The 21433-nt window shown below is 66.1% G+C and carries 23 protein-coding genes; 15 read left to right on the forward strand and 8 right to left on the reverse strand.

Annotation, left to right across the window (positions count from 1 at the left end):
* Position 1: 1 nt before the first annotated feature.
* A complete protein-coding gene (gene ftsY, locus CHRYSEO8AT_RS04635; protein WP_159846914.1) occupies positions 2 to 937 on the reverse strand; it encodes a signal recognition particle-docking protein FtsY in 936 nt (311 codons plus the stop codon).
* Positions 938 to 1056: 119 nt separating this feature from the next.
* Here ftsY and CHRYSEO8AT_RS04640 point away from each other — a divergent pair, with 119 nt between their 5' ends.
* A complete protein-coding gene (locus CHRYSEO8AT_RS04640; RefSeq protein ID WP_159846917.1) occupies positions 1057 to 1284 on the forward strand; it encodes a ParD-like family protein in 228 nt (75 codons plus the stop codon).
* A complete protein-coding gene (gene map, locus CHRYSEO8AT_RS04645) occupies positions 1281 to 2048 on the forward strand; it encodes a type I methionyl aminopeptidase (protein ID WP_159846921.1) in 768 nt (255 codons plus the stop codon). The genes CHRYSEO8AT_RS04640 and map overlap by 4 nt, the downstream gene beginning before the upstream one ends.
* Before the next feature lie 164 nt (positions 2049 to 2212).
* On the opposite strand, the gene pelA is transcribed toward map, so the two are convergent.
* Positions 2213 to 3511: a pectate lyase gene (gene pelA / locus CHRYSEO8AT_RS04650; RefSeq protein WP_159846924.1), complete on the reverse strand. Its 1299-nt coding sequence runs from the start codon at positions 3509 to 3511 to the stop codon at positions 2213 to 2215.
* A 220-nt stretch (positions 3512 to 3731) separates the two neighbouring features.
* On the opposite strand from pelA, the gene CHRYSEO8AT_RS04655 reads away from it, so the two are divergent.
* From CHRYSEO8AT_RS04655 to CHRYSEO8AT_RS04670, 4 genes are all read left to right on the forward strand, one after another.
* Entirely contained in the window at positions 3732 to 5774 is a 2043-nt protein-coding gene (locus CHRYSEO8AT_RS04655) for an NAD(+) synthase (RefSeq protein WP_159846927.1), read from the forward strand.
* A gap of 95 nt (positions 5775 to 5869) precedes the next feature.
* Complete coding sequence (locus CHRYSEO8AT_RS04660) at positions 5870 to 6094, forward strand: alkylphosphonate utilization protein (protein WP_159846931.1); 225 nt, start codon at positions 5870 to 5872, stop codon at positions 6092 to 6094.
* Between the two features lie 41 nt (positions 6095 to 6135).
* Positions 6136 to 7269: a GTP-binding protein gene (locus CHRYSEO8AT_RS04665; protein WP_159846934.1), complete on the forward strand. Its 1134-nt coding sequence runs from the start codon at positions 6136 to 6138 to the stop codon at positions 7267 to 7269.
* A 77-nt stretch (positions 7270 to 7346) separates the two neighbouring features.
* Complete coding sequence (locus tag CHRYSEO8AT_RS04670) at positions 7347 to 7763, forward strand: endonuclease domain-containing protein (protein WP_159846937.1); 417 nt, start codon at positions 7347 to 7349, stop codon at positions 7761 to 7763.
* A 3-nt stretch (positions 7764 to 7766) separates the two neighbouring features.
* Here CHRYSEO8AT_RS04670 and CHRYSEO8AT_RS04675 read toward each other — a convergent pair whose 3' ends face one another.
* Positions 7767 to 8819 carry a deoxyhypusine synthase gene (locus CHRYSEO8AT_RS04675; protein ID WP_159846940.1) on the reverse strand — a complete coding sequence of 351 codons (1053 nt, stop codon included), beginning with the start codon at positions 8817 to 8819 and terminating at the stop codon, positions 7767 to 7769.
* 213 nt (positions 8820 to 9032) lie between these two features.
* Positions 9033 to 10298, reverse strand: a complete 1266-nt coding sequence (locus tag CHRYSEO8AT_RS04680; RefSeq protein ID WP_159846943.1) for a type III PLP-dependent enzyme — start codon at positions 10296 to 10298, stop codon at positions 9033 to 9035.
* A gap of 240 nt (positions 10299 to 10538) precedes the next feature.
* Between CHRYSEO8AT_RS04680 and CHRYSEO8AT_RS04685 the strand changes: the two genes are divergently transcribed.
* From CHRYSEO8AT_RS04685 to CHRYSEO8AT_RS04720, 8 genes are all read left to right on the forward strand, one after another.
* Positions 10539 to 11768 carry a DUF2254 domain-containing protein gene (locus CHRYSEO8AT_RS04685; protein ID WP_159846946.1) on the forward strand — a complete coding sequence of 410 codons (1230 nt, stop codon included), beginning with the start codon at positions 10539 to 10541 and terminating at the stop codon, positions 11766 to 11768.
* Positions 11769 to 11875: 107 nt separating this feature from the next.
* Positions 11876 to 12685, forward strand: coding sequence for a phosphonate ABC transporter ATP-binding protein (phnC, locus tag CHRYSEO8AT_RS04690; protein WP_159846950.1), 810 nt, complete (start codon positions 11876 to 11878; stop codon positions 12683 to 12685).
* Positions 12682 to 13695, forward strand: coding sequence for a phosphate/phosphite/phosphonate ABC transporter substrate-binding protein (phnD, locus tag CHRYSEO8AT_RS04695; RefSeq protein WP_159846953.1), 1014 nt, complete (start codon positions 12682 to 12684; stop codon positions 13693 to 13695). The genes phnC and phnD overlap by 4 nt, the downstream gene beginning before the upstream one ends.
* The gene (phnE, locus tag CHRYSEO8AT_RS04700; RefSeq protein WP_159846956.1) at positions 13692 to 14504 is read left to right on the forward strand and encodes a phosphonate ABC transporter, permease protein PhnE; all 813 of its coding nucleotides are present in this window, start codon (positions 13692 to 13694) and stop codon (positions 14502 to 14504) included. Before phnD ends, phnE begins: the two co-directional genes overlap by 4 nt.
* Before the next feature lie 79 nt (positions 14505 to 14583).
* Positions 14584 to 15648: a substrate-binding domain-containing protein gene (locus CHRYSEO8AT_RS04705; RefSeq protein WP_159846959.1), complete on the forward strand. Its 1065-nt coding sequence runs from the start codon at positions 14584 to 14586 to the stop codon at positions 15646 to 15648.
* Positions 15649 to 15731: 83 nt separating this feature from the next.
* A complete protein-coding gene (gene galU / locus CHRYSEO8AT_RS04710) occupies positions 15732 to 16610 on the forward strand; it encodes a UTP--glucose-1-phosphate uridylyltransferase GalU (RefSeq protein WP_159846962.1) in 879 nt (292 codons plus the stop codon).
* A 95-nt stretch (positions 16611 to 16705) separates the two neighbouring features.
* Positions 16706 to 17503: an enoyl-ACP reductase gene (locus CHRYSEO8AT_RS04715; RefSeq protein ID WP_201304488.1), complete on the forward strand. Its 798-nt coding sequence runs from the start codon at positions 16706 to 16708 to the stop codon at positions 17501 to 17503.
* Positions 17504 to 17560: 57 nt separating this feature from the next.
* On the forward strand, positions 17561 to 18745 hold the full coding sequence (locus CHRYSEO8AT_RS04720) for a benzoate/H(+) symporter BenE family transporter (RefSeq protein WP_236547423.1): 1185 nt from the start codon (positions 17561 to 17563) through the stop codon (positions 18743 to 18745).
* 50 nt (positions 18746 to 18795) lie between these two features.
* On the opposite strand, the gene CHRYSEO8AT_RS04725 is transcribed toward CHRYSEO8AT_RS04720, so the two are convergent.
* Both CHRYSEO8AT_RS04725 and CHRYSEO8AT_RS04730 read right to left on the reverse strand, forming a co-directional pair.
* Complete coding sequence (locus CHRYSEO8AT_RS04725; RefSeq protein ID WP_159846968.1) at positions 18796 to 19191, reverse strand: DUF3597 family protein; 396 nt, start codon at positions 19189 to 19191, stop codon at positions 18796 to 18798.
* 51 nt (positions 19192 to 19242) lie between these two features.
* Positions 19243 to 19944: a glutathione S-transferase N-terminal domain-containing protein gene (locus CHRYSEO8AT_RS04730; RefSeq protein WP_159846971.1), complete on the reverse strand. Its 702-nt coding sequence runs from the start codon at positions 19942 to 19944 to the stop codon at positions 19243 to 19245.
* A gap of 163 nt (positions 19945 to 20107) precedes the next feature.
* Here CHRYSEO8AT_RS04730 and CHRYSEO8AT_RS04735 point away from each other — a divergent pair, with 163 nt between their 5' ends.
* Complete coding sequence (locus CHRYSEO8AT_RS04735) at positions 20108 to 20281, forward strand: DUF1508 domain-containing protein (RefSeq protein WP_087120843.1); 174 nt, start codon at positions 20108 to 20110, stop codon at positions 20279 to 20281.
* Here CHRYSEO8AT_RS04735 and rimM read toward each other — a convergent pair.
* Together rimM and rpsP are read right to left on the reverse strand one after the other, a co-directional pair.
* Positions 20278 to 20805 (reverse strand): ribosome maturation factor RimM, encoded by a 528-nt coding sequence (gene rimM, locus CHRYSEO8AT_RS04740; protein ID WP_159846974.1) that lies wholly within the window; start codon positions 20803 to 20805, stop codon positions 20278 to 20280. The two genes, CHRYSEO8AT_RS04735 and rimM, sit on opposite strands and share 4 nt — an antisense overlap.
* Before the next feature lie 69 nt (positions 20806 to 20874).
* Positions 20875 to 21417 carry a 30S ribosomal protein S16 gene (gene rpsP / locus CHRYSEO8AT_RS04745; RefSeq protein ID WP_159846977.1) on the reverse strand — a complete coding sequence of 181 codons (543 nt, stop codon included), beginning with the start codon at positions 21415 to 21417 and terminating at the stop codon, positions 20875 to 20877.
* Positions 21418 to 21433 lie beyond the last annotated feature (16 nt).

The following is a 21433-nucleotide window of genomic DNA, read 5'->3' on the forward strand; positions in this document are numbered from 1 at the left end:
GTCAGTCTTCCAATCCCACCAGCGAGCGGGAGAAGGCGCGCGCGTCGAACGGTTGCAGGTCCTCGACGCTCTCGCCCACGCCGATCAACATCAGGGGGGCGTCGGACGCCTGGGCCACCGGCACCAGCACACCGCCGCGCGCCGTGCCATCCAGCTTGGTCATGACGATGCCGGTGACGAAGGCGGTGCGACCGAAGATCTGTTCCTGGGCCAGGGCGTTGCGTCCAACCGTGGCGTCCAGCACCAGAAGCGTGTCGTGTGGGGCGTCCGGATCGATCTTCTTCAGCACCCGCACGATCTTGAGCAGTTCGTCCATCAGGGCGGACTTGTTCTGAAGCCGGCCGGCGGTGTCGATCAGGACGACGTCGAAGCCCTCATCCTTGGCCTTGGTATAGGCGTCGAAGGCCAGGCCGGCGGCGTCGGCGCCGTCGCGACGGCTTTCGAAATGGGCGCCGGCGCGTTCGGACCAGACCTTGAGCTGTTCGCGGGCGGCGGCGCGGAAGGTGTCGCCGGCGACGATCATCACCTTGGCGCCCTTGCCCGTCAGGTCGGCGGCGATCTTGCCCAGGGTCGTGGTCTTGCCCGAGCCGTTCACCCCGACGAACAGGACGACATAGGGTTTGGGGCCGGACAAAGGATCGAAGGTCGCCTGGCGCGGCGACAGTTCGGCGGCGACCGCCTCGGCCAGCGCCTCCTTGACCTCGCGCTCTTGGGCGTCCTTGCCGAACTTCAGCCCGCGGAAGCGTTCGACGATCCGGGCGGAGGCGGCGGGGCCGAGATCGCTTTCCAGCAGATGCTCTTCCAGCTGCTCCAGCGAGGCCTCGGACAGGGGCTCCTTGACGAAGGTGGCGACGACCTGATCGGTCATCTGTTTGGAGGAGCGCGAGAGCCCAGCGGACAGGCGCTGGAACCAGCCCTTTTTCGGCGTGTCGGTCATGGGATGGCTTTAGCGGGGGCGAAGGCGAACGTCATCCGCATTCGCAAAAAGAGGCGCTTGCATAGGATCGCCGACAGATTATACGCATCACATACGTTTCATATAGTCGAGAACCATTCATGGGCATCGTCAACATCGAGGACGAACTGCACGAGCAGCTGCGTCGGGCCGCCAAGGCGTCCTATCGCTCCATCAACGCCCAGGCGGCGTTCTGGATCAGGATCGGCATGTTGTGCGAGACCCATCCGGGCGTGACGTTTCAGGAACTGGTGGCGCGCGAGCTGAGGGCGGCGGGCGTTGATGGGCCTGCCCAAGACGCTCCAATGCCGACGAACGCCGCGGCGTGATCAAGACGCCGGCCGAGATCGAACTGATGGCCAAGGCGGGGCGACTGCTGGCCTCGGTCTTCACCCATCTGGACGCAATGACGCTGGAGGGGCTGAGCACGCTGGAGATCAACGACCGGGCCGAGGCCTTCATCGTCGACGAGTTGAAGGCCCGGCCGGCCAGCAAGGGCCAATACGGCTATGGCTTCGTGCTGAACAGTTCGAGGAACCAGGTCGTCTGCCACGGCGTGCCGTCGGCGGACGAGGTGCTGACGGACGGCGACATCGTCAATCTGGACATCACCCTGGAGAAAGACGGCTTCATCGCCGATTCCTCCAAGACCTATCTGATCGGATCGGTGGGACCGCAGGCGCGCCGCCTGGTCCGCACGACCTATGAGGCGATGTGGAAGGGCATCCAGGCCGTGCGGCCGGGCGCCAAGCTGGGCGACATCGGTTTCGCCATCGAGAAACACGCCCGCAAGGCCGGCTATTCCGTCGTGCGCGACTACTGCGGCCACGGCATCGGGCGCGAGATGCACGAAGACCCGCAGGTGCTGCATTTCGGCAAGGCGGGAACCGGCGCGACCCTGCGCGAAGGCATGACCTTCACCATCGAACCGATGCTGAACCAGGGCGTCCGCACGGTCCGCACCGAGGACGACGGCTGGACCGTGGTCACCGACGACGGAAAACTGTCGGCCCAGTTCGAACATACGGTGGCGGTGACGAAGGACGGTGTGCGGGTGCTGACCCTGAGGCCGGACGAGAAGCGGGCGGGGTGACGGCTGGTCCCAAGTCTCCTCCCCACTTCGTGGGGAGGTGGCGCGGCGCTTCTTCAGCGCCGTGACGGAGGGGTTCTGCACCGCCTCACAGGCGTCTGTGGGACTTCAAGAGCCCCTCCACCACTTCGTGGTCCCCCTCCCCACGATGTGGGGAGGAGACGAAGTCAGCGCGCGGCCGACCAGGCCGCATAGGCATCCAGCGCCGTCTGCGGCTGAGCCAGCCACCAGGAGTAGCCGTTGCGGCGGCCGACGGAGATGCCGTTGACGTCGTCGTGGATGGTTTGGTCCTTGTCGCCGAAAATCGGGCGGCCGGTGACCAGGTCGTAGTTGCGCGACCAGATCGGACCGGCGCCGGGCTTGTCGATCAGCTTGCGGCCATCGTCGGTCATTTCGAACGACTTGTCATAGGTGCGGTTCGCCTCCAGCCAGGCGACGCCGCCCCGGATGGCGGCCTGGACTTCAGGCGAGGGATCGGGTTCGCCCATCAGGAAAATCAGGATGTCGGTGGTTTCGCCGCTGGCGATGGAGCGGGGTTCGTAGTTGCGGGCGCTGGTCGGGACCAGGCGCATCGGCTCGACCTGTTGCGGCCAACCCAGCAGGCGGTCGCCCTGTTTCACCTGGGCGGCCAGGGTGACGTCGATGGCCTTCTTCGTCGCTTCGCCGGCGCGAGCCTTCAGTTCGGCGGGGACGAAGTCGAAGCCTTCCGCGCCCTTGGACACGTCGCGCAGAACCATGGCCGCCTCGGCCACCGCATTGTCGTTGAAGGTGATGGAATCGTGGAAGCCGCCTTCCAGCGGCCAGATCTGGGGCCAGCCGCCGTTCGGATACTGAGCGTTCAGCAGATAGTGGACGCCCTTGATCACGCTGGCGCGCCAGGCGTCGCCCTGACGGCCCGGCGTCTGGGCCGCGACCTTGGCCAGATAGCGCATCTCGGTCCAGGTGGCGTTGTTGTCCAAGGTGCCGACGAAGGTCCAGAACCGGTCTGCGGGGGCGTCGAAGTTGGCCGGGTTCTGCTCCATCGTCTCGGCGTCGTTGGAGAACCGCTGGCCCGGCAAGCGGGCGATGGATCGGTCCTGGTTCTTGCTCCAGCCGCCGGCGGGGGTCTGGAAGGTGACGATGGCGTCGGCGACGGCGCGAGCTTCGGCCGTGCCATACCAGGCGGCGGGGCGATCCAGCGGCATGTGCGAACTGTTGCCGCGAATAGCCAAGGGCGGCGGGGGCAGGGTCGCGCCTGCGGGCAGTTCGGCGGCTAGGGCCGCGCGATCCGCCAGATGCTGGGCCTGGGACCGCGCCAGATAGTCGGCCCAGGCGCCGCGCTCCGCATCCGGCAGGGCGCCGATCCGGTCAATGGTCAGGCCCACCGCCGGGGTGTTGGCGCGAATGACCTCGGCCTGGGCCGCGCCGACGGCGAGACCGGCGGCCAGAACGAGGGTCAGAACCGAGGCGGCGAGGGCGTGTCTCATGGTGCATTTCCTGGTGCGGTCCGGCCTCTTCGCCAGTCCCATTATTTGCGACGCACTCTACATATTGAAATCTGACACGCAAGGCGGTGATGGCGGGTTTGATCGAACCTCCATCACGTCTCCATGATCAATCCGGTCGGACGACGGATTCTCGCCCTTCACCTTTTCGGCCTATATGAAGGGCGACGACCGGCGCGCGCCGGATGCAGCGGACGATCCTATGGTAGACGCCACCTCCTTCTTCTCGCCCAAGACGCACGGTTTCGTGCGTGTGGCGACGGCGACGCCGGTCAGCCATGTCGGCGATCCCAAGGCCAATGCGGAGGAGCACGTCGCCCTGATCCGCCAGGCGGGCGAGCAGGGCGTGGACCTGATGGTGTTTCCCGAACTGTCGCTGTCGGCCTACGCCATCGACGACCTGCATATGCAGGCGGCCCTGCTGGAAGAGGTGGAGCGTCAGATCGCGGTCATCGCCCAGGCGACCGGCGAGCATGATCTGGTCGCCGTCGTCGGCGCGCCGATCCGCAACGGCGACGCCCTGTATAACTGCGCAGTGGTGATGGGCGCCGGCGAGGTGCTGGGCATCGTGCCCAAGACCTATCTGCCCAACTACCGGGAATACTATGAGAAACGCTGGTTCGCGCCGGCGACGGCGCGCAGTGAGGACGTGATCCAGCTGAACGGCGAGACGGTGGATTTCGCGCCGGGCCTGCTGTTCGAGGCGGTCAACCGGCCGGGCTTCGTCTTTGCGGTCGAGATCTGCGAGGACTATTGGGCGCCCCTGCCGCCCTCGACGCGGGCGGCGCTGGCTGGCGCGCGGATCCTGCTGAACCTGTCGGCGTCCAACATCGTCATCGGCAAGGCGGACGAGCGGGCCATGCTGAGCGCCAGCCATTCGGCACGCACCCTGTCGGCCTATGTCTTCGCCGCCTCGGGCTGGGGAGAGAGCACCACCGACCTGGCCTGGGACGGCCAGGCGACGATTCATGAGCTGGGCTCAAAACTGGCCGAAGGCGAACGGTTCGCCCTGGATAGCCATCTGACGCTCGCCGACGTGGACGTGGACCGGATCGGGCTGGACCGACTGCGCAACGGCACCTTCGCCGAATGCGCGAGAAACGAGGGTGAGCCGGTGACGGTCGTGCCCTTCATGGCGCGGGAAGACCACGAAGCCAGCGAACTGATCCGGCCGCTGGACCGGTTCCCGTTCGTGCCGGACGACGCCGGGCGGCTGGATCAGGACTGCTACGAGGCGTTCAACATCCAGGTGCAGGGGTTGATGCGCCGGATGACGGCGACGGGCGCGAAGTCGCTGGTGATCGGCGTGTCGGGCGGGCTGGATTCGACGCAGGCGCTGCTGGTCGCCTGTCGCGCCTTCGACCGGCTGGAGTTGCCGCGCACGAACATCCGGGCCTTCACCATGCCGGGCTTTGCGACGTCGGACGGCACCAAGTCCAACGCTTGGGCGCTGATGAACGCGCTGGGCGTCACGGGCGCCGAGATCGACATCCGCCCCACCGCCGAACAGATGTTCAAGGACATCGGCCACCCCTACGCCGAGGGTCAGCCGGTGCACGACATCACCTTCGAGAATGTGCAGGCAGGCTTGCGGACCGACTATCTGTTCCGACTGGCCAACCAGAACAAGGCGTTCGTCCTGGGGACCGGCGACCTGTCGGAACTGGCCCTGGGCTGGGCCACATACGGCGTCGGCGACCATATGAGCCACTACAACGTCAACGGCGGGGTGGCGAAGACGCTGATCCGCCACCTGATCCGCTGGGTGGCGGCCGGCGACCTGATCGGCGGCGAGGCGCGCGAGACCCTGCACGCCATTCTGGACACCGAGATCTCGCCCGAGCTGGTGCCGGCGAAAGATGGCGTGATCCAGTCGACCGAGGGGACGGTCGGCCCCTATGCGCTGAACGACTTCTTCCTGTTCTACATCAGCCGGTTCGGGCTGAAGCCGTCAAAGGTCGCCTTTCTGGCGCACCAGGCCTGGAGCGATGCGAGCGCGGGAGACTGGCCGGCGAACACGCCCGAGGACGAAAAGGTCCAATACGATCTGGCGACGATCAAGGCCTGGCTGAGGAAGTTCCTGGTGCGCTTCTTCCAGACGTCGCAGTTCAAACGCTCGGCCCTGCCGAACGGGCCAAAGGTGGTTACGGGCGGGTCGCTGTCGCCACGCGGCGACTGGCGCGCGCCGTCCGACGGGAATGCCCGGGTGTGGCTCGACGAACTGGACGCGAACGTGCCGGATTAAGCCGTCTCCTCCCCGCAAAGCGGGGAGGAGACGATACGTGAATTCCCATAGGTTGAGTGTGGATATTCGCCGAACCAGTCGCTAGAAGCTTCACCATGACCGATGACGTGACCAAAGATTCCAACGGCAACATCCTGGCCGACGGCGACAGCGTGACCCTAATCAAGGATCTGAAAGTGAAGGGGTCGGGCGGGGTGACGCTGAAGCGCGGGACGCTGGTCAAGAACATCCGTCTGACCGGCGACACCGACGAGATCGAGGCCAATGTGGACAAGGTGCGCGGCCTGGTCCTGCGCGTCGAGTTCGTGAAGAAGGCCTGACCCCCTTTTCATCAGGCGATGCAGCCGCCATCTAGCGGCCTATGACCGACACCCTCGCCGCCCCCGCTTCGACCGCCGCACCCCAGAATTCTGGCGGCAAGATCCCCGTCACCGTCCTGACCGGCTATCTCGGCGCGGGCAAGACGACGCTGCTGAACCGAATCCTGACCGAGGACCACGGCAAGCGCTACGCCGTCATCGTCAATGAGTTCGGCGAGATCGGCATCGACAACGATCTGGTGGTCGGCGCGGACGAGGACGTGTTCGAGATGAACAACGGCTGCGTCTGCTGCACGGTGCGCGGCGACCTGATCCGCGTGGTCGCCGGCCTGATGAAGCGCCAGCGTCCCGGCAAGCCGGCCTTCGACGCCATCATCGTCGAGACCACGGGTCTCGCCGACCCCGGCCCGGTGGCCCAGACCTTCTTCGTGGACGAGGACGTCAAGGCCAAGACCCAGCTGGACAGCGTCACCACCCTGGTGGACGCCAAACACGTGATGGCCCGTCTGGACGACTCCAGGGAGGCCCGCGAACAGGTGGCCTTCGCCGACCGGATCATCCTGAACAAGGTGGATCTGGCGACGGCGGAAGAGCTGGACGCGGTCGAGGCCCGTCTGCGGGCGCTGAACCCGTTGGCGCCCATCGTGCGCGCCGAACGGTCCAACGTGCCGCTGGATCAGGTGCTGGGCCTTCACGCCTTCGACCTGGACCGTATCCTGGAGGTTCGGCCGGACTTCGTGAACCCGCCGCACGGCGCGGACGGCCATGTGCATGACGAGGACTGCGGTCACGACCACCACGATCATGGACACGATCATCACCACCACGACCATTCACACAGCGCGCATTCTCATGGCGCCCGGGGTCACGCCCACCAGGACGACATCAAGGGCATCTCCCTTTCGCTGGACCGGCCGCTGGACGGCGCCAAGTTCACCGCCTGGCTGGACAAGCTGCTGGGCGAGCAGGGCCAAAACATCCTACGCGCCAAGGGCATCATCGACGTTCAGGGCGAAAACCGCCGCCTGGTCTTCCAGGCCGTTCACATGATCCTGGAGGGCGACCTGCAGCGCGAATGGGGCGTCGCCGAACGCCGCTGGAGCCGCGCGGTCTTCATCGGCCGCGACCTTGACGAGGCGGCGCTGAAGGCCGGGTTCGAGGGCTGCGCGGCCTAGCCACCCCTTGATCCTTCTCCCCTCGGGGGAGAAGGTGGCCCGCGGAGCGGGTCGGATGAGGGGGCTGCCCGATACAAATGTGGCAGTCGCCGCCAAGAACTCGACAGTCGAAACGTCTGCGCGCCGACATGACGAGCGCGGAAGCGATCCTGTGGGCGATGCTGCAAAACCGACAACTGGACGGGCTGAAGTTTCGACGACAGGCGCCGGTCGCCGGAGCGATCTCGGACTTCGCCTGTCATGAGATCAAGCTGGTGATCGAACTGGATGGCGGCGTGCATGATCTGCACGAGGCACGGGACGCCGTTCGGGACGCTCGGATCGAGGCGGCGGGCTATACGGTGCTGCGGTTTCGGAACGCGGAGTTTTCAAGAAACCCAGCGGTCGTGACCGAGGCCATACGGCGACATGCCGTGGGGCGGACACAGCCCCCTCATCCGACCGGCTCCGCCGGCCACCTTCTCCCCCGAGGGGAGAAGGAAACCGACGAGTAGATCTTACTTCCCGAACAGCTTGTTCCAGCGGCGCTTGTCGCGAGCCTTCCAGGCGCCGCGATGGTAGGCGTCGGAGCCGATCAGGGGGACGACGGTGGTGGCTTCGGCGAAGACCATCTGTTCGTGGGTGGTCTGGACCTTGCCCCAGGAGGCGGCCTCTTTCAGGGTCGAGGACGAGCAGGCGCCGTCGCGGACGTCGGCGACGGTGATCTGGACGGCATAGCGGTGCATCTCGGCCTCGACGCCGAGGATTTCGGCGCAGACGACGGTGTCCTGGGCGAAGTTCTTGGGCACGCCGCCGCCGACCATGAACAGGCCGGTGACGCCCGCGGCGATCTTGATGTCGGTCAGTTCGCGGAAGTCGGCGATGGCGTCCAGCATCAGATAGGGCTGGCCAGCGGCCGCACGCTCCTTCTGGTGCTTGACCAAACCAAAGCCGGCCGAGCTGTCGACGAAGGCCGGGCAGAAGATCGGCACGCCCTCTTCATAGGCGGTCTGGATCAGCGAGCCGGGCTTCTTGGCGTTGCCCTCGCTCAGCCACTTGCCCATTTCCCAGATGAACTCGCGCGAGGAATAGCCGCGCGGCTCCAGCCGGTTGGCGATCTCCAGGATGGTGTGGTCGCAGGCCTGGAGCTCTTCCTCGTCGATATAGGTGTCGTAGATCCGGTCGATGTAGTTCTCACGCAGGACGTTGTCGTCCACTTCGCCGGCGGCTTGATAGTGTTTGAAGCCCAGGGCCTCGAAGAAATCCATGTCCACGATGGAGGCGCCAGTGGCGACGACGGCGTCCACCATGCCGAACTTCACCATGTCGCGGTACACATGCATGCAGCCGCCGGCCGAGGTCGAACCGGCCAGAATCAGCCAGGGCGAGCAGTCCTTGTCCTCGATCGCCATGGAGAAAATGTCGGCGGCGCGGGCGGTGTCGCGCGAGCTGAATGACATCTTGCGCATGCTGTCGATGATCGGACGCGCGTCGAAGGACGTGATGTCCACGTGCTCGACGACATTTTGCAGCAGTTGGGCCTTGGTGTTGGCCTGGACGGGTGCGTTCATTTCGGAGGTTTCCCTTTGATTTGAGCGCCCGTCGAACAAGCAGACATGCCGGGACGGAGCGACCGACAGGACCGATAGACTTACAGCCTCAAACCGTCACCCTCGGACTTGATCCGAGGGTCTGACGCGCCGGCGCGAACGTCCCGCAACGGGAGTCGCGGACAGCCCGATCCTCGGGTCGAGCCCGAGGATGACGGATGGGGTTGGAGCGACCTACTTCCGGCGCGACTTGCGCTGACCGGCCTTACCCTTGGGACGTGACAGGCGCACGACCTTGCGGGCGTTCTCTTCCGCCGTGGTGCGCACGGTCGGGATGGAGCGCGGGGCCAGACCATAGAGCGAGGCCATCGGGGCGTCCTCAACCACGGCGAGATCATGCTCGCCATAGCCGTTGAAGCCGGTCGACATCGCAACGCCATAGGCGCCCAGCATGCCGATCTCGATGAAGTCGCCTTCGCGCACATCGGCCGGCAGCCAGAACGGGCCTGGCATATGGTCGATGGAATCGCAGGTCGGGCCGTAGAACTGGAACGCCTTCAGATCGCTCGCCGCTTCGCCGTCCCGAACCAGCTTGGTCGGGAAGGGCCAGCGCGAATGGGTTGCGTCGAACAGTGAGCCGTACGAGCCGTCGTTCAGATACAGGGCGTCGCCCTTGCGCAGATCGACGCGGGCCAGGATCGACGAGGACTCGGCGACCAGCGCCCGGCCGGGCTCGCACCACAGCTCGGTCGTTTCCGACACGGGCATGTCGTTGAAGCCACGATGGATGGCGTCGGCGTATTCGCTCATGTCCGGCGGGACCATGCCCGGATAGACCGAGGGGAAACCGCCGCCGACATCGACGATGTCCACGATGACGCCCGCGCGGCTGATCGACCGGCCGACCTGGGCCATGGCGGCCTGGTAGGCGGTCGGGCGCATGCACTGGCTGCCGACGTGGAACGAAACGCCCATCAGGCCTTCCTTCACCGCCTGACGGGTTTCCATCAGAAGGGCCGGAGCCTGATCCGCCGAAACGCCGAACTTGCCCGAAAGCGTATAGGCCGCGCCGTCGGCCGAGACGGCCATCCGCACGATCAGGTTCAGGTCGTCCGCGCCGCCGGTGGCGTCGAGGATCTTGTTCAGCTCATCGACGCAGTCGAGCGAGAAGGTCCGCACGCCGTGATCGAAATAGGCCTTGGTGATCGCAGACCGGCTCTTGACCGGGTGCATGAAGGCCAGACGCACGTCATGGCTGACCGAGCGAACCAGCTCGATCTCGGCGATGGACGCCACGTCGAAACCGCGAACGCCCGCCTCGATCAGGGTCTCGACGACCCAACGCGACGGATTGGCCTTCACGGCATAGAAGACGTCGGCCTTTAGATTATCCTGGAACCAGCGCGCCGCTACGGAAACCGAACGCGGTCGCACGAGGGCGACGGGACGTTCAGGGGACCGCTCACGGACCAGGTCCAGGGGAAGCTGATACGTGCGCAATTCACGTAACCCCCTGCTAATTGTTAAACCCAGACCGGCGTTAGCGGCGCAGAAAGGACCTACGGGGTCCGCCGGAAGGCGCGATATGGGGACTTCGAACTGTCATGTAAAGGGGTTTTTTCGTGGCAGGGCCTGGGTTTGGCCACGGCTCGACTGTCACAAATGTCCGTCCACCCCATGAAACCCCGTCATGGCGGCAACCTTGGCCGTTCCTTCCCGTTCAGCAGCCTGGAGGCGTGAATGAACCGCTGGATATTCTTGTGGCGCAAGTTGAAACGCCAGCTTTGGGTGCGCGCGACGGCCTATGCGGGCGTCGGGGTGGCTGCGGCGCTGCTGGCCGTCTTCCTGGCGCCATGGGTTCCCGCCCCGATGGCCGAGCGACTGGGCGGCCAGTCAGTGGAATCGATACTGACGATCCTGGCGTCCAGCCTGCTGGGCGTGGCGACGTTTTCGGTCGGGGCCATGGTCACGGCCTATACCTCCGTATCGTCAGCAGCCAGTCCGAGGGTCGCCGCCCTGGTGACCAGCGACGAGGAGACGCAGAAGTCCCTGGCCACCTTCGTCGGCGCCTTTCTCTACGCCATTGTCGCGGTGACGGCGATCAACGCCCATTATTACGGCCAGAACGGCCGAGCCATCCTGTTCCTGTTCAGCCTGGCGATGGTTGGGCTGGTGGCGTTTCGGCTGCTCGCCTGGATCAACAGACTGTCGAGCCTGGCCCGGGTAGGTCACATGATCGATCTGGTTGAGGGCTATGCGCTCGACGCCCTGACGCAGCGCCGCGACCTTCCGCTTCTTGGGGGCAGGCGGGGACACCTTTCAGCGGGAGCCGAGGTCAAGGCCCACGCCACCGGCTATGTCCAGAACGTCGATCCCGCACGTCTTCAGGCGATGGCCGAGGCGCGCGATTGCGAAGTCGAGGTGGTCGCCGCACCTGGCGCACTGGTGCGGCGCGGGGGCGTGCTGGCGCGCATCAGCCTGCCGACCTGCGACGACCGTGCGCAGGATGATTTTCGATCCGCCTTCACGATCGGAGATTCGCGCTCATACGATCAGGATCCCCGCTTCGGCCTGATCGTGCTGGGCGAGATCGCAGCCAAGGCCCTGTCGCCCGGCGTGAACGATCCTGGAACCGCGATTCAGGTCATATCCAGCGGCGTACGCCTTCTCGACATCTGGGCAGGCGATGCGGCGGTGGAAAAGCAGACGCCTGTTCGCGACCGGCTGTTCGTGCCGGGCATCGTCGACGCCGACCTTCTGGACGACGTGTTCGGCCCCGTAGCGCGCTACGGGGCGGGCGACCTGGCGGTTTCCATCAGACTGCAAAAAGGCCTCAGGGCGCTTGCAACGATACCGGCGCTGAGGCCGGCCATCGAAACCCTCACGCAGGAGGCGCTGGAAAGATGCCGCGCGGTCCTGCCGATCCCTGCCGATGTCTCACGGGTCGAGGCCGCGGCTGAAGGCCGCTGAATGGGTCGGCTATGGACGAGGTCGCACGCCGTGTGCGATTAAGGCCTTGCCTAGACGCCTTCGTCGCGTCATGCGGCGCCCCTTCGCCACAGCCTCCTAGCGAGTTCATGAGTTCATCCGCAGCCGCCGTCTCCCCCGGGCTCGTCCTGGCGCGCGACGTGTCGAAGACCTTCGGATCGCGAAAGGCGCTGGACGGCGTCTCGATTTCCGTGGCCTCCGGCGAAATGGTCGCCCTGATCGGTCCGTCCGGTTCGGGCAAGTCCACCCTGCTCCGCTCCATCACCGGCCTGCAGTCGATCGATGCGGGCAAGGGCACGATCCAGGTGTTCGGCGAGACGGTGCAGAAGGACGGCCGGGTCACCGGCTCCGTGCGCAAGGCGCGCGGCAAGCTGGGCATGATCTTCCAGCAGTTCAATCTGGTCGGCCGGCTCAGCCTGTTCTCCAACGTCATGCTGGGCGCGCTCGGGCGCCTGCCCGCGTGGAAGGGTCTGCTGGGGGCCTGGCCCCAGGCGGACAAGGACAAGGCCATGGCGGCCCTGCACCGCGTCGGGGTGTCCGACTACGCCGCCCAGCGCGCCAACACCCTTTCCGGCGGCCAGCAGCAACGCGGCGCCATCGCCCGCGCCATCGTGCAGGGCGCCAAGGCCATCTTGGCCGACGAACCCGTCGCCTCGCTGGACCCGGTGTCCGCGCGCAAGGTGATGGAACTGCTGGTCGAGCTGAACAAGCGCGACGGGATGGGCGTGATCGTCACCCTGCACCAGGTCGACTACGCCATCCGCTACTGCGACCGCGTCATCGCCCTGCAGGGCGGCAAGATCGTCTATGACGGTCCGTCAACGGCGCTGGACCAACAACGTCTGATCGAAATCTACGGTCCCGAATTCGAGGACGCGTTCTGGGAGACCAAGGCATGAGCCTGTCCCGTTTTTCCCCCACACGTCGTCTGATGGCGGCTGCCGGCGCGGCCGTCATGATCATGGGCCTGGCGGCCTGTGGCGGCGGTGACGACAAGAAGGCCGGCGGCGCGCCGACCGAGATCACCTTCTCGATCCTGTCGGCCGAGGGCCAGGCCTCGTCCGGCCCGATGTGGCAGCCGCTGCTGGACGACATGTCCAAGGCCATCGGCGTGCCGGTCAAACCCTATTTCGGCTCGAACTATACGGTTCTGGTCGAGGCCATGCGCGGCAACCACACCCAGGTCGGCTGGTTCTCGGCCAAGCCCGAGGTCGAGGCCATCGACCGCGCCAAGGCCGAGGTCATCGCCCGCACCGTCAACCGCGAAGGTCTGGACAGCTATCAGTCGACCCTGATCGTCAAGAAGGGCTCGGGCATCACGCTGGATAAGGTCATGGCGTGCGGCAAGCAGTACAACTTCGGCATCGGCGACGCCCAGTCGACGTCGGGCACCCTGGCCCCGCTGACCTTCCTGTTCAATCCGCGCGGCGTCGTCCCGGCCCAGTGCTTCAAAACCGTGCGCTCGGCCAACCACCAGGCCAACGCCTTTGGCGTCGCCACCGGCGTGATCGAAGTGGCCACGTCCAACAGCGTCAACACCGTCTTCATGCGCCGCGAGAACCCGCAACTGGCCGGCCAGATCGAGGAAATCTGGACCTCGCCCCCCATCCCCGAGAGCGGCATCGTCGTGCGCGAGGATTTGGACCCGGCGCTGAAGGAAAAAATCCGCAGCTTCTTCCTGACCTATGGCCAAGGCGAAGGCGCCGAGGCCGAGCGTCAGCGCAAGGTTCTGGCCGACTTGGAATATTCCCGCTTCGCCGCCGCCGACGACAGCTATCTGGACCCGATCCGCGAGATGATCGCCGACCAGAAGCTGGGCGATGCGCGCGCCAAGGGCGACACGACCGCCGCTGCCGCCGCCGAGCGCGAGCTTCAACGCCTGCGCAGCCTGCGTGAGGTCCGGCCTTGACCGCAGTCACGTCCCCCGCCCTCTCCATCCCTGAGGCGCCCAAGAAATCCACCCTGGCGTGGGCGGCCGACATCCTGGTGTGGGGCGGCGTGGCAGCCGTCCTGCTCTACAGCATCGACGCCGTCGATCTGCGCAACATCTCGCGCCTGTTCTCCGACAACGAGAGCACCCAGTTGTTCGTGCACGACCTGCTGCGGCCCGATTTCGGCGACTGGAAGATGTTCGTCGCCAAGATGTGGGAGACGGTGCAGATCGCCCTGTGGGGCACCTTCCTGGCCGTCTTCCTGGGCGTTCCGCTGGGTCTGGCCGCCGCGCGCAACATCGCACCCGTCTGGATCGTGACGCCGGTGCGCTGGGTGATGAACCTGCTGCGTTCGGTGCCCGATCTGGTCATCGGCCTGCTGTTCGTGACCGCCGTGGGCCTGGGGCCGCTGGCCGGCGTCCTGGCCATCACCCTGAACACGGCCGGCGTGCTGGCCAAGCTGTTTTCCGAAGCCGTCGAGTCGATCGACAAGGGCCCCGTCGAGGGCGTGCGCGCCACCGGCGCCGGCAAGCTGCACGAGATCGTATGGGGCGTGTTGCCTCAGGTCGCGCCGCTGTGGACTTCGTTCGCCCTGTATCGCTTCGAATCCAACAGCCGTTCAGCGACGGTGCTCGGCCTGATCGGCGCGGGCGGCATCGGTCAGGTGCTGTTCGACAGCATGAACGCCTTCGACTTCCGGGCCGTGTCAGCCATCGTGATCGTCGTGGTCGTCGCCGTGACCCTGATCGACACCCTGTCGCAGGTCATGCGTCGCCGCCTGCTGTAGCGGCGACAGTCCCGTTCGCGGGACTGTCATAATCCTCTGCTCTAAGCATCCCGAAATCGATGCTCAGGGAGAGCCCAGGATGATCCGCACACTGAAACTGGCGGCTTCGGCCGCCGCCCTTCTGGCCTTGGCCGCCTGCGGCGATAGCGGCGGCGGGTCGGCCTCCGGCACGCGCGCCGGGATCTGGGCGGCCGGCTCGTCCACCGTCTTCCCCTTCGCCACGCGCGTCGCCGAGACCTTCGCCCGCGCCTCCAACGGCGCGGCGCCCCGCGTCGAATCGCTGGGCACCGGCGGCGGCATTCAGGCCTTCTGCCAGGGCGTCGGCCCGACCACCCCGGACATCGCCAACGCTTCGCGTCAGATGAAGCAGTCCGAGTTCGATCTGTGCGCCAAGAACGGCGTCACCGACATCGTCGAGATCAAGATCGGCTTCGACGGCATCGTCATCGCCACGGCCCGCAATGGCAACGGCTTCAACTTCGAACTGAACGACCTGTACGAAGGCTTGGCCAAGGAAGTTCCGGGCCCGAACGGGACCTTCGTCGCCAACCCGGCCAAGATCTGGAACCAGGTCAACGCCGGCCTGCCGAACCAGCGCATCCAGGTCTATGGCCCGCCGCCCACCTCGGGCACGCGCGACGCCTTCCTGGAGCTGGGCATGACGCCGGGCGCCAAGCTGGTGCCGGCCGTCAAGGCGATCGAAGGCGACAAGGACCGGTTCGAGGGCATCGCCCACACCCTGCGCGAGGACGGCGCCTGGATCGACTCGGGCGAGAACGACAACGCCATCGTCCAGACCCTGACCCGCACGCCGGGCTCGCTGGGCGTGTTCGGCTATTCCTTCCTGGAACAGAACCTGGACACGGTGAAGGCCGAAACCATCGACGGCGTGTCGCCCACCGCCGACACCATCGCCAGCGGTGAATACCCGCTGTCGCGCAGCCTCTACATCTATGTGAAGAAGGCTCACATCGGCGTCATTCCGGGCCTGCAGCAGTTCGTGCAGGAGTTCCTGTCGGAAGGTTCGGCCGGCAAGGGCGGCTATCTGGCCGACCGCGGCCTGATCCCGCTGCCGGAAGATCAACTGCTGGCCCAGCGCGCGACCATCGCCGCCATGACCCCCATGACGCGCCCCGCCAAGTAAGGCGGAACCCGACGGCCGTCCCGCCCCTTCTTTCGCCGGTCCGCACCGGCTAGAAGGGGCGGGATAGCTGTCAGGAAATATTGATGACCACCACGCCCGCGCGCCTGCGCAAGGCCGTATTGCCCGTCGCGGGCCTCGGCACCCGCGTCCTCCCCGGCACCAAGACCACGCCCAAGGAACTGCTGAACGTCGTTGATCGACCGATCCTGTCCTACATCGTCGAAGAGGCGCGCGAAGCCGGGATCGAGCACATCGTCTTCGTCACCGGCCGCTCCAAGGGCGCCATCGAGGACTATTTCGATCACCAGATCGAGCTGGAAGCCCAGCTGCTGGCCAAGGGCAAGATCGAAATCCTCGAGATGATGAACGCCGAACTGGCGTCCGCCGGCGAGATGAGCTTCACCCGCCAGATGCAGCCCAAGGGCCTGGGCCACGCGGTCTGGTGCGCGCGCGACATTATCGGCCATGAGCCGTTCGCCGTCATCCTGCCCGACGTGATCGTGGATTCGCAGCCGGGCGCCCTGAAACAACTGGCCGAGGTCTATGCCGAGACCGGCGGCAACATCATCGGGGTTGAGTCCGTCCCCGAAGAACAAACCCACAAATACGGCATCGTCGATCCGGTAAGCCGCGACGGCTCGCGTATCGTCATGAAGGGAATGGTCGAAAAGCCCGTCGCCGGAACGGCGCCGTCCAACCTGTCGATCTCGGGACGCTACATCCTGCAGCCGGAAATCTTCGACCTGCTGGCGACGCAGGAAAGCGGCGCAGGCGGCGAGATTCAGCTGACAGACGCCATGGCGCGGTTGATGCAGCACCAGGCCTTCACCGCCGTCGAATATGTGGGCGTGACCCACGACTGCGGCGACAAGATCGGCCTGCTGAAGGCCAATGTCGCCCTGGCCCTGAAACGCCCCGACCTGGGCGAGGCCGCGCGCGCAGTGATCTCGGGCCTGCTGTAGACAAGATGGAGAGGCGTTGAGCGCGCCTCTTCACCCTGCTAACCCTCCGCCAAATCATCAGGAGACGAACCATGGCCACTTCCGAAGGCTGGGACATGCCGACAGGCGACCTCATGAAGGGCAAGAAGGGCCTGATCATGGGCGTGGCGAACTCCAGCTCCATCGCATGGGGCATCGCCTCGCAGCTGGCGGCCCAGGGCGCGGAACTGGCCTTCACCTATATGGGCGAGAGCCTGGAGCGCCGCGTGCGCCCCCTGGCCGAGAGCGTCGGCGCCAAGCTGTTGATCCCGGCCGACGTCACCGACGACGCCTCGATGGACGCCGCCTTCGCCGAGCTGGAAAAGACCTTCGGCACGATCGACTTCGTCGTCCATTCGGTGGCCTTCGCCAACAAGGACGAGTTGAAGGGCAGCTTTGTGGACAACACCACGCGCGACAGCTTCCTTCTGGCCATGAACATCTCGGCCTTCAGCTTCGTGGACGTGTCCAAGCGCGCGGCCAAGCTGATGCCGAACGGCGGCAGCCTGATCACCCTGACCTATCTGGGGTCCGAGCGGGTCATCCCGAACTACAACACCATGGGCGTGGCCAAGGCCGCGCTGGAGGCGGCGACCCGCTATATCGCGCGCGACCTGGGACCCAAGAACATCCGCGTCAACGCCATCTCGGCCGGGGCCATGCGCACCTTGTCGCTGGCCGGCATCTCGGGCGGGCGCGGCCTGCACTCCAAGTCGGCGCAGTTCTCGCTGATCAAGGAAGAGACCTCGATGGAGGGCGTCGCCGGCGCGGCCCTGTGGCTGTGCTCGGACCTCGGGCGTTCCACCACGGGCGAGGTCGTCCACGTCGACGCGGGCTTCCACGCCGTGGGCCTGCCGGACGACATGGAAGGTTGATCGGGGAGGCCTGATCAGGCCCTTCCAGCCTTCACGGTGACGGTTTAAGGCCGGGGCATGACTGCTCCGGCCTTTTCCATGCGCGCCCTGCCCGCTTCCGCCTTCTCGTCCGCCGCCGTGGCGACGGTGATCGGGTTCGGCGGCACGGTCGCCCTGGTCGTGCAGGCGGGACAGGCGTTGGGCGCGGACGCCGGTCAGATCGGGTCGATGGTGACGGCCCTGTGCCTGGGCATCGGCGTGCCGGGCGCCCTGCTGAGCTGGCGGTTGAGGATCCCCGTCGTCTTGGCCTGGTCGACGCCGGGGGCGGCCCTGCTGGCGGCCTCGACCCTGGGCCTGTTATGGCCGACAGCCATCGGCGCCTTCGTCTTCGCCGCCCTGCTGATGATCCTGACCGGCCTGATCCCGACGTTGGGGCGGCTGGCGGCGCGGATACCGGCGGCCATCGCCTCGGCCATGCTGGCGGGGGTGCTGCTGCCCTTCGTGCTGCGGCTGTTCAAGGTCGTGCCGGACGAGACGGTGCTGGTCGTCGGCCTGATCGCCCTGTTCCTGATCTTTCGGCGCCTGTGGCCGGTCTGGACCCTGCCGACCATATTGGCGGCGGCCTTTGCCGTGCTGGCGATGCGGGGACAGTTGGCCCTGCCCGCCGGGACGGGCCTGTTCGGCCATCTGGAGTCGGTGGTTCCCGTGTTCGACTGGAAGGCGGCCGTCAGCCTGGGCTTTCCGTTGTTTCTGGTAACGCTGGCGGCGCAGAACCTGCCGGGGCTGGTCGTGTTGCAGAGCGCGGGCTATCCACCTCCCGCCAACCGTCTGATCCTGTCCACCGGCGTCGCCAGCCTGTTGATCGCTCCGTTCGGCGGACATGGGGTCAATCTGGCGGCCATCACGGCGGCGATCTGCACCGGGCCTGACGCCCATCCCGATCCCGCGCGACGTTGGGTCGTTGGCGTGATCTATGGCGGCTTCTATCTGATCGTGGCCCTGTTCGCCGCGCCACTGGCCGGGCTGTTTATCGCCATGCCACCGGCCGTGCTGGCGGCTGTGACGGGCCTGGCTTTGGTCGCGCCGCTGACGGGCGCGCTGCAAGGGATGATGTCTGAGACGGCGTCACGAGACGCCGCCGTGCTGACGTTCGCCGCGACGGCTTCAGGTCTGGCAATGTTCGGAGTGGGGTCGGCCTTCTGGGGCCTAGTCGTCGGCTTTGCGGCCTTGGCCGCCGGACGCTGGATCAGACCGCAGGCCTGACCCAGCACCTCTCTTTTTAGCCTATCGCGCTTCGCGCTGCCTGAGGCGCGTTAGTCGCGCAGCGACGCCGGCACCTGACCGCCGTTTTCGGCCAGCTTCTTCCAGACCGCCTTGGACAAGGCGATGTTCTGTTCGGCGGAGCCGTGCTCGCCGGCATGGACGTTCAGCTCTTCCGCCAGTTCCTTGCGAGCCGCCAAGCTGGAATCCAGGTCCAGCAACTTCAACAGATCGACGATCGACGTGCGCCAGTTGCCGCCGCCGCCCTTGGATGCCGCCAGATCGCTGAGCACCGCCTCGACATCGACGGGCGGCAGGGCCGGAGCGGCGGTCGGGGCAGCAGTTGCGGGCGTCGGCGTGACACCAGCGGTCGGCGTAGGCGCCGGTGCGGGGGCCGCTTTCGGCTTGTGGCCCGTGATCTTGTTCCAAATCGAAGAGAAGATACCCATCGGTCGCGCTCCTGTTTGTGTCGTCAGATAATGCCCGCCGGGCACGACGGTTCAGTGACGCGCCGGAATCTCCAATCCGCTTTGAACGGCGGGACGCGCCAAACCCCGTTCCAGCCAGGCGGCGACGCGCGGGAAGTCCGCAAATCCAACGATCTCGCCCGCCTCGTAGAAGCCGATCAGGTTGCGGACCCAGCCCAGGGTGGCGACATCGGCGATGGAGTAGTCTCCGACAATCCAGTCCCGGTCTTCAAGCTGCGTCTCCAGCACGCCCAGCAGGCGGCGGCTTTCGGCGACGTAGCGGTCGCGCGGGCGCTTGTCCTCGTAATCCTTGCCGGCGAAGCGGTGGAAGAAGCCCAACTGACCGAACATCGGGCCGATGGCGCCCATCTGGAACATGACCCATTGGATCGTCTCGTAGCGGGTCGCCGGATCGGCCGAGAGCAGCTTGCCGGTCTTTTCCGCCAGATAGATCAGGATGGCGCCGGATTCGAACAGGGCCAGCGGCTGGCCGCCCGGACCGTTCGGGTCGAGGATGGCGGGGATCTTGCCGTTGGGGTTCAACGACAGATATTCCGGCCCCCAGGTCTCGTTGGCCATGATGTCGATCAGGTGCGGCTCATAGGCCAGGCCGATCTCCTCCAGCATGATCGAAACCTTCACCCCATTGGGCGTGGGCAGCGAATAGAGCTGGAGCCGGTCGGGATGCTGGGCCGGCCAGCGCTGGGTGATCGGGAAGGCGGACAGGTCGGTCATGCGTTCAGCCTCGACTTGGTGATGAACATCCATGTCGGGGTCGCGCGCGAGGTTCGCAACTGTCATCGGCACGATTTGATCGCGGGCTTGTGTCTGGAACCGTACCGCAGACGATGCCAGCTTGGCCGTGACCGATCACAGGTCGTAGGAATGGAGACGCCCGATGGCGCACAAGTTCGAAGTCTATCAGGACAAGGCTGGCGAATACCGGGTCCGCTTCAAATACAATTCCGAAATCATCTTTTCGACCGAAGGCTATTCCGACAAGTCGGGCGCCAAGCGCGCGATCGAGTCGATCAAGAAGCACGTCGGCGACGCCCCGGTCGAAGACGCCTAGTCGGGCTCGCGCTCGCCCACCTCGGTCGGCGGCACGGCCAGAAGCCAGCCGTCGGCCAGGTGCAGTTCGGGCGTCGCTTCCTTGGTGAAGGGCAGATACCAGGTCGGGCCGCCCGTCGCGGGGACGATTTCCAGCATGTCGTCGGCGCCGAAATTCTGGACCGACTTGACCGTGCCCAGGACGGCGCCTGCCGTGTCGCGGACCTCGACGCCCAACAGGTCGGCAAGATAGAATTCGTCCTCGTCCGGCTCAGGGAAGCGGTCGCGAGGGACGTGCAGCTTCAGGCCGCGTAGGGCGTCGGCCTGTTCCTTGGTCGTGATCTCCTTGGCCCGGCCGACGACGCCGGCCTTGTCGGGCCGCGTCGAGGTCAGGGTCAGGGCCACCGTGCCGTCGGCACGCAGCAGCGGGCCATAGGCGGTCAGGGCCAGGGGATCGGCGGTGAAGGCGGTCACCCGCACCTCGCCCCGCACGCCGAAAGCGCCGCCGATCTGGCCGACGAGGATCAATCTGCTGTCCGTGGTCATGGTCGTCCTTAGCGCATGAAAAAGGCGGCGTCGAAAGACGCCGCCTCGATCATCGTCAAACCGAAAGGCTTAGGCTTCGGTCTTTTCTTCGGTCGCTTCTTCAGCAGCCGGAGCCTCTTCGGCGGCGGCTTCAGCAGCAGGCGCTTCTTCAGCCGGAGCTTCTTCGACAGCCGGAGCAGCGGCAGCGGCGGCGGCTTCTTCCTTGGCGCGGGCGGCGGCTTCAGCGGCCTCGACCTTGGCGGCGGCTTCGGCTTCCAGGCGGTCGGCTTCGCGCTGGGCGCGTTCAGCGGCGCGCTCTTGCGCCTTCTTGCCGGGCTGGGCCTTGTTCGGGTTGTTCGACTGGGTCCACTTGACCTTCTGGCCCAGGGTCTCGTCCTGCGACAGGAAGCGCGCGACGCGGTCGGTCGGCTGGGCGCCCTTGCCGAGCCATTCGGCGATACGCTCGACCTTCAGGGCGACGCGCGGGGTGGCGCCGTCCTTGGGCAGCATCGGGTTGTAGCTGCCGACCTTCTCGATGAACTTGCCGTCGCGGGGCGAGTGCGAGTCGGCGACGACGATGTGATAGTAGGGGCGCTTCTTGGCGCCGCCGCGGGCCAGACGAATCTTCAGCATTTTCAGGTCTCTTTCT

This window comes from Brevundimonas sp. G8 (genome assembly GCF_902506205.1).
In the GTDB taxonomy this organism is placed as follows: Bacteria; Pseudomonadota; Alphaproteobacteria; order Caulobacterales; family Caulobacteraceae; genus Brevundimonas.

Coding starts and splice junctions, on each gene's coding strand:
- ftsY (WP_159846914.1), bottom strand. CDS start 937: ATGACCGACACGCCGAAAAAGGGCTGGTTCCAGCGCCTGTCCGCTGGG.
- CHRYSEO8AT_RS04640 (WP_159846917.1), top strand. CDS start 1,057: ATGGGCATCGTCAACATCGAGGACGAACTGCACGAGCAGCTGCGTCGG.
- pelA (WP_159846924.1), bottom strand. CDS start 3,511: ATGAGACACGCCCTCGCCGCCTCGGTTCTGACCCTCGTTCTGGCCGCC.
- CHRYSEO8AT_RS04655 (WP_159846927.1), top strand. CDS start 3,732: ATGGTAGACGCCACCTCCTTCTTCTCGCCCAAGACGCACGGTTTCGTG.
- CHRYSEO8AT_RS04660 (WP_159846931.1), top strand. CDS start 5,870: ATGACCGATGACGTGACCAAAGATTCCAACGGCAACATCCTGGCCGAC.
- CHRYSEO8AT_RS04665 (WP_159846934.1), top strand. CDS start 6,136: ATGACCGACACCCTCGCCGCCCCCGCTTCGACCGCCGCACCCCAGAAT.
- CHRYSEO8AT_RS04670 (WP_159846937.1), top strand. CDS start 7,347: ATGTGGCAGTCGCCGCCAAGAACTCGACAGTCGAAACGTCTGCGCGCC.
- CHRYSEO8AT_RS04675 (WP_159846940.1), bottom strand. CDS start 8,819: ATGAACGCACCCGTCCAGGCCAACACCAAGGCCCAACTGCTGCAAAAT.
- CHRYSEO8AT_RS04685 (WP_159846946.1), top strand. CDS start 10,539: ATGAACCGCTGGATATTCTTGTGGCGCAAGTTGAAACGCCAGCTTTGG.
- phnC (WP_159846950.1), top strand. CDS start 11,876: ATGAGTTCATCCGCAGCCGCCGTCTCCCCCGGGCTCGTCCTGGCGCGC.
- phnD (WP_159846953.1), top strand. CDS start 12,682: ATGAGCCTGTCCCGTTTTTCCCCCACACGTCGTCTGATGGCGGCTGCC.
- CHRYSEO8AT_RS04705 (WP_159846959.1), top strand. CDS start 14,584: ATGATCCGCACACTGAAACTGGCGGCTTCGGCCGCCGCCCTTCTGGCC.
- galU (WP_159846962.1), top strand. CDS start 15,732: ATGACCACCACGCCCGCGCGCCTGCGCAAGGCCGTATTGCCCGTCGCG.
- CHRYSEO8AT_RS04715 (WP_201304488.1), top strand. CDS start 16,706: ATGCCGACAGGCGACCTCATGAAGGGCAAGAAGGGCCTGATCATGGGC.
- CHRYSEO8AT_RS04720 (WP_236547423.1), top strand. CDS start 17,561: ATGACTGCTCCGGCCTTTTCCATGCGCGCCCTGCCCGCTTCCGCCTTC.
- CHRYSEO8AT_RS04725 (WP_159846968.1), bottom strand. CDS start 19,191: ATGGGTATCTTCTCTTCGATTTGGAACAAGATCACGGGCCACAAGCCG.
- CHRYSEO8AT_RS04730 (WP_159846971.1), bottom strand. CDS start 19,944: ATGACCGACCTGTCCGCCTTCCCGATCACCCAGCGCTGGCCGGCCCAG.
- CHRYSEO8AT_RS04735 (WP_087120843.1), top strand. CDS start 20,108: ATGGCGCACAAGTTCGAAGTCTATCAGGACAAGGCTGGCGAATACCGG.
- rimM (WP_159846974.1), bottom strand. CDS start 20,805: ATGACCACGGACAGCAGATTGATCCTCGTCGGCCAGATCGGCGGCGCT.
- rpsP (WP_159846977.1), bottom strand. CDS start 21,417: ATGCTGAAGATTCGTCTGGCCCGCGGCGGCGCCAAGAAGCGCCCCTAC.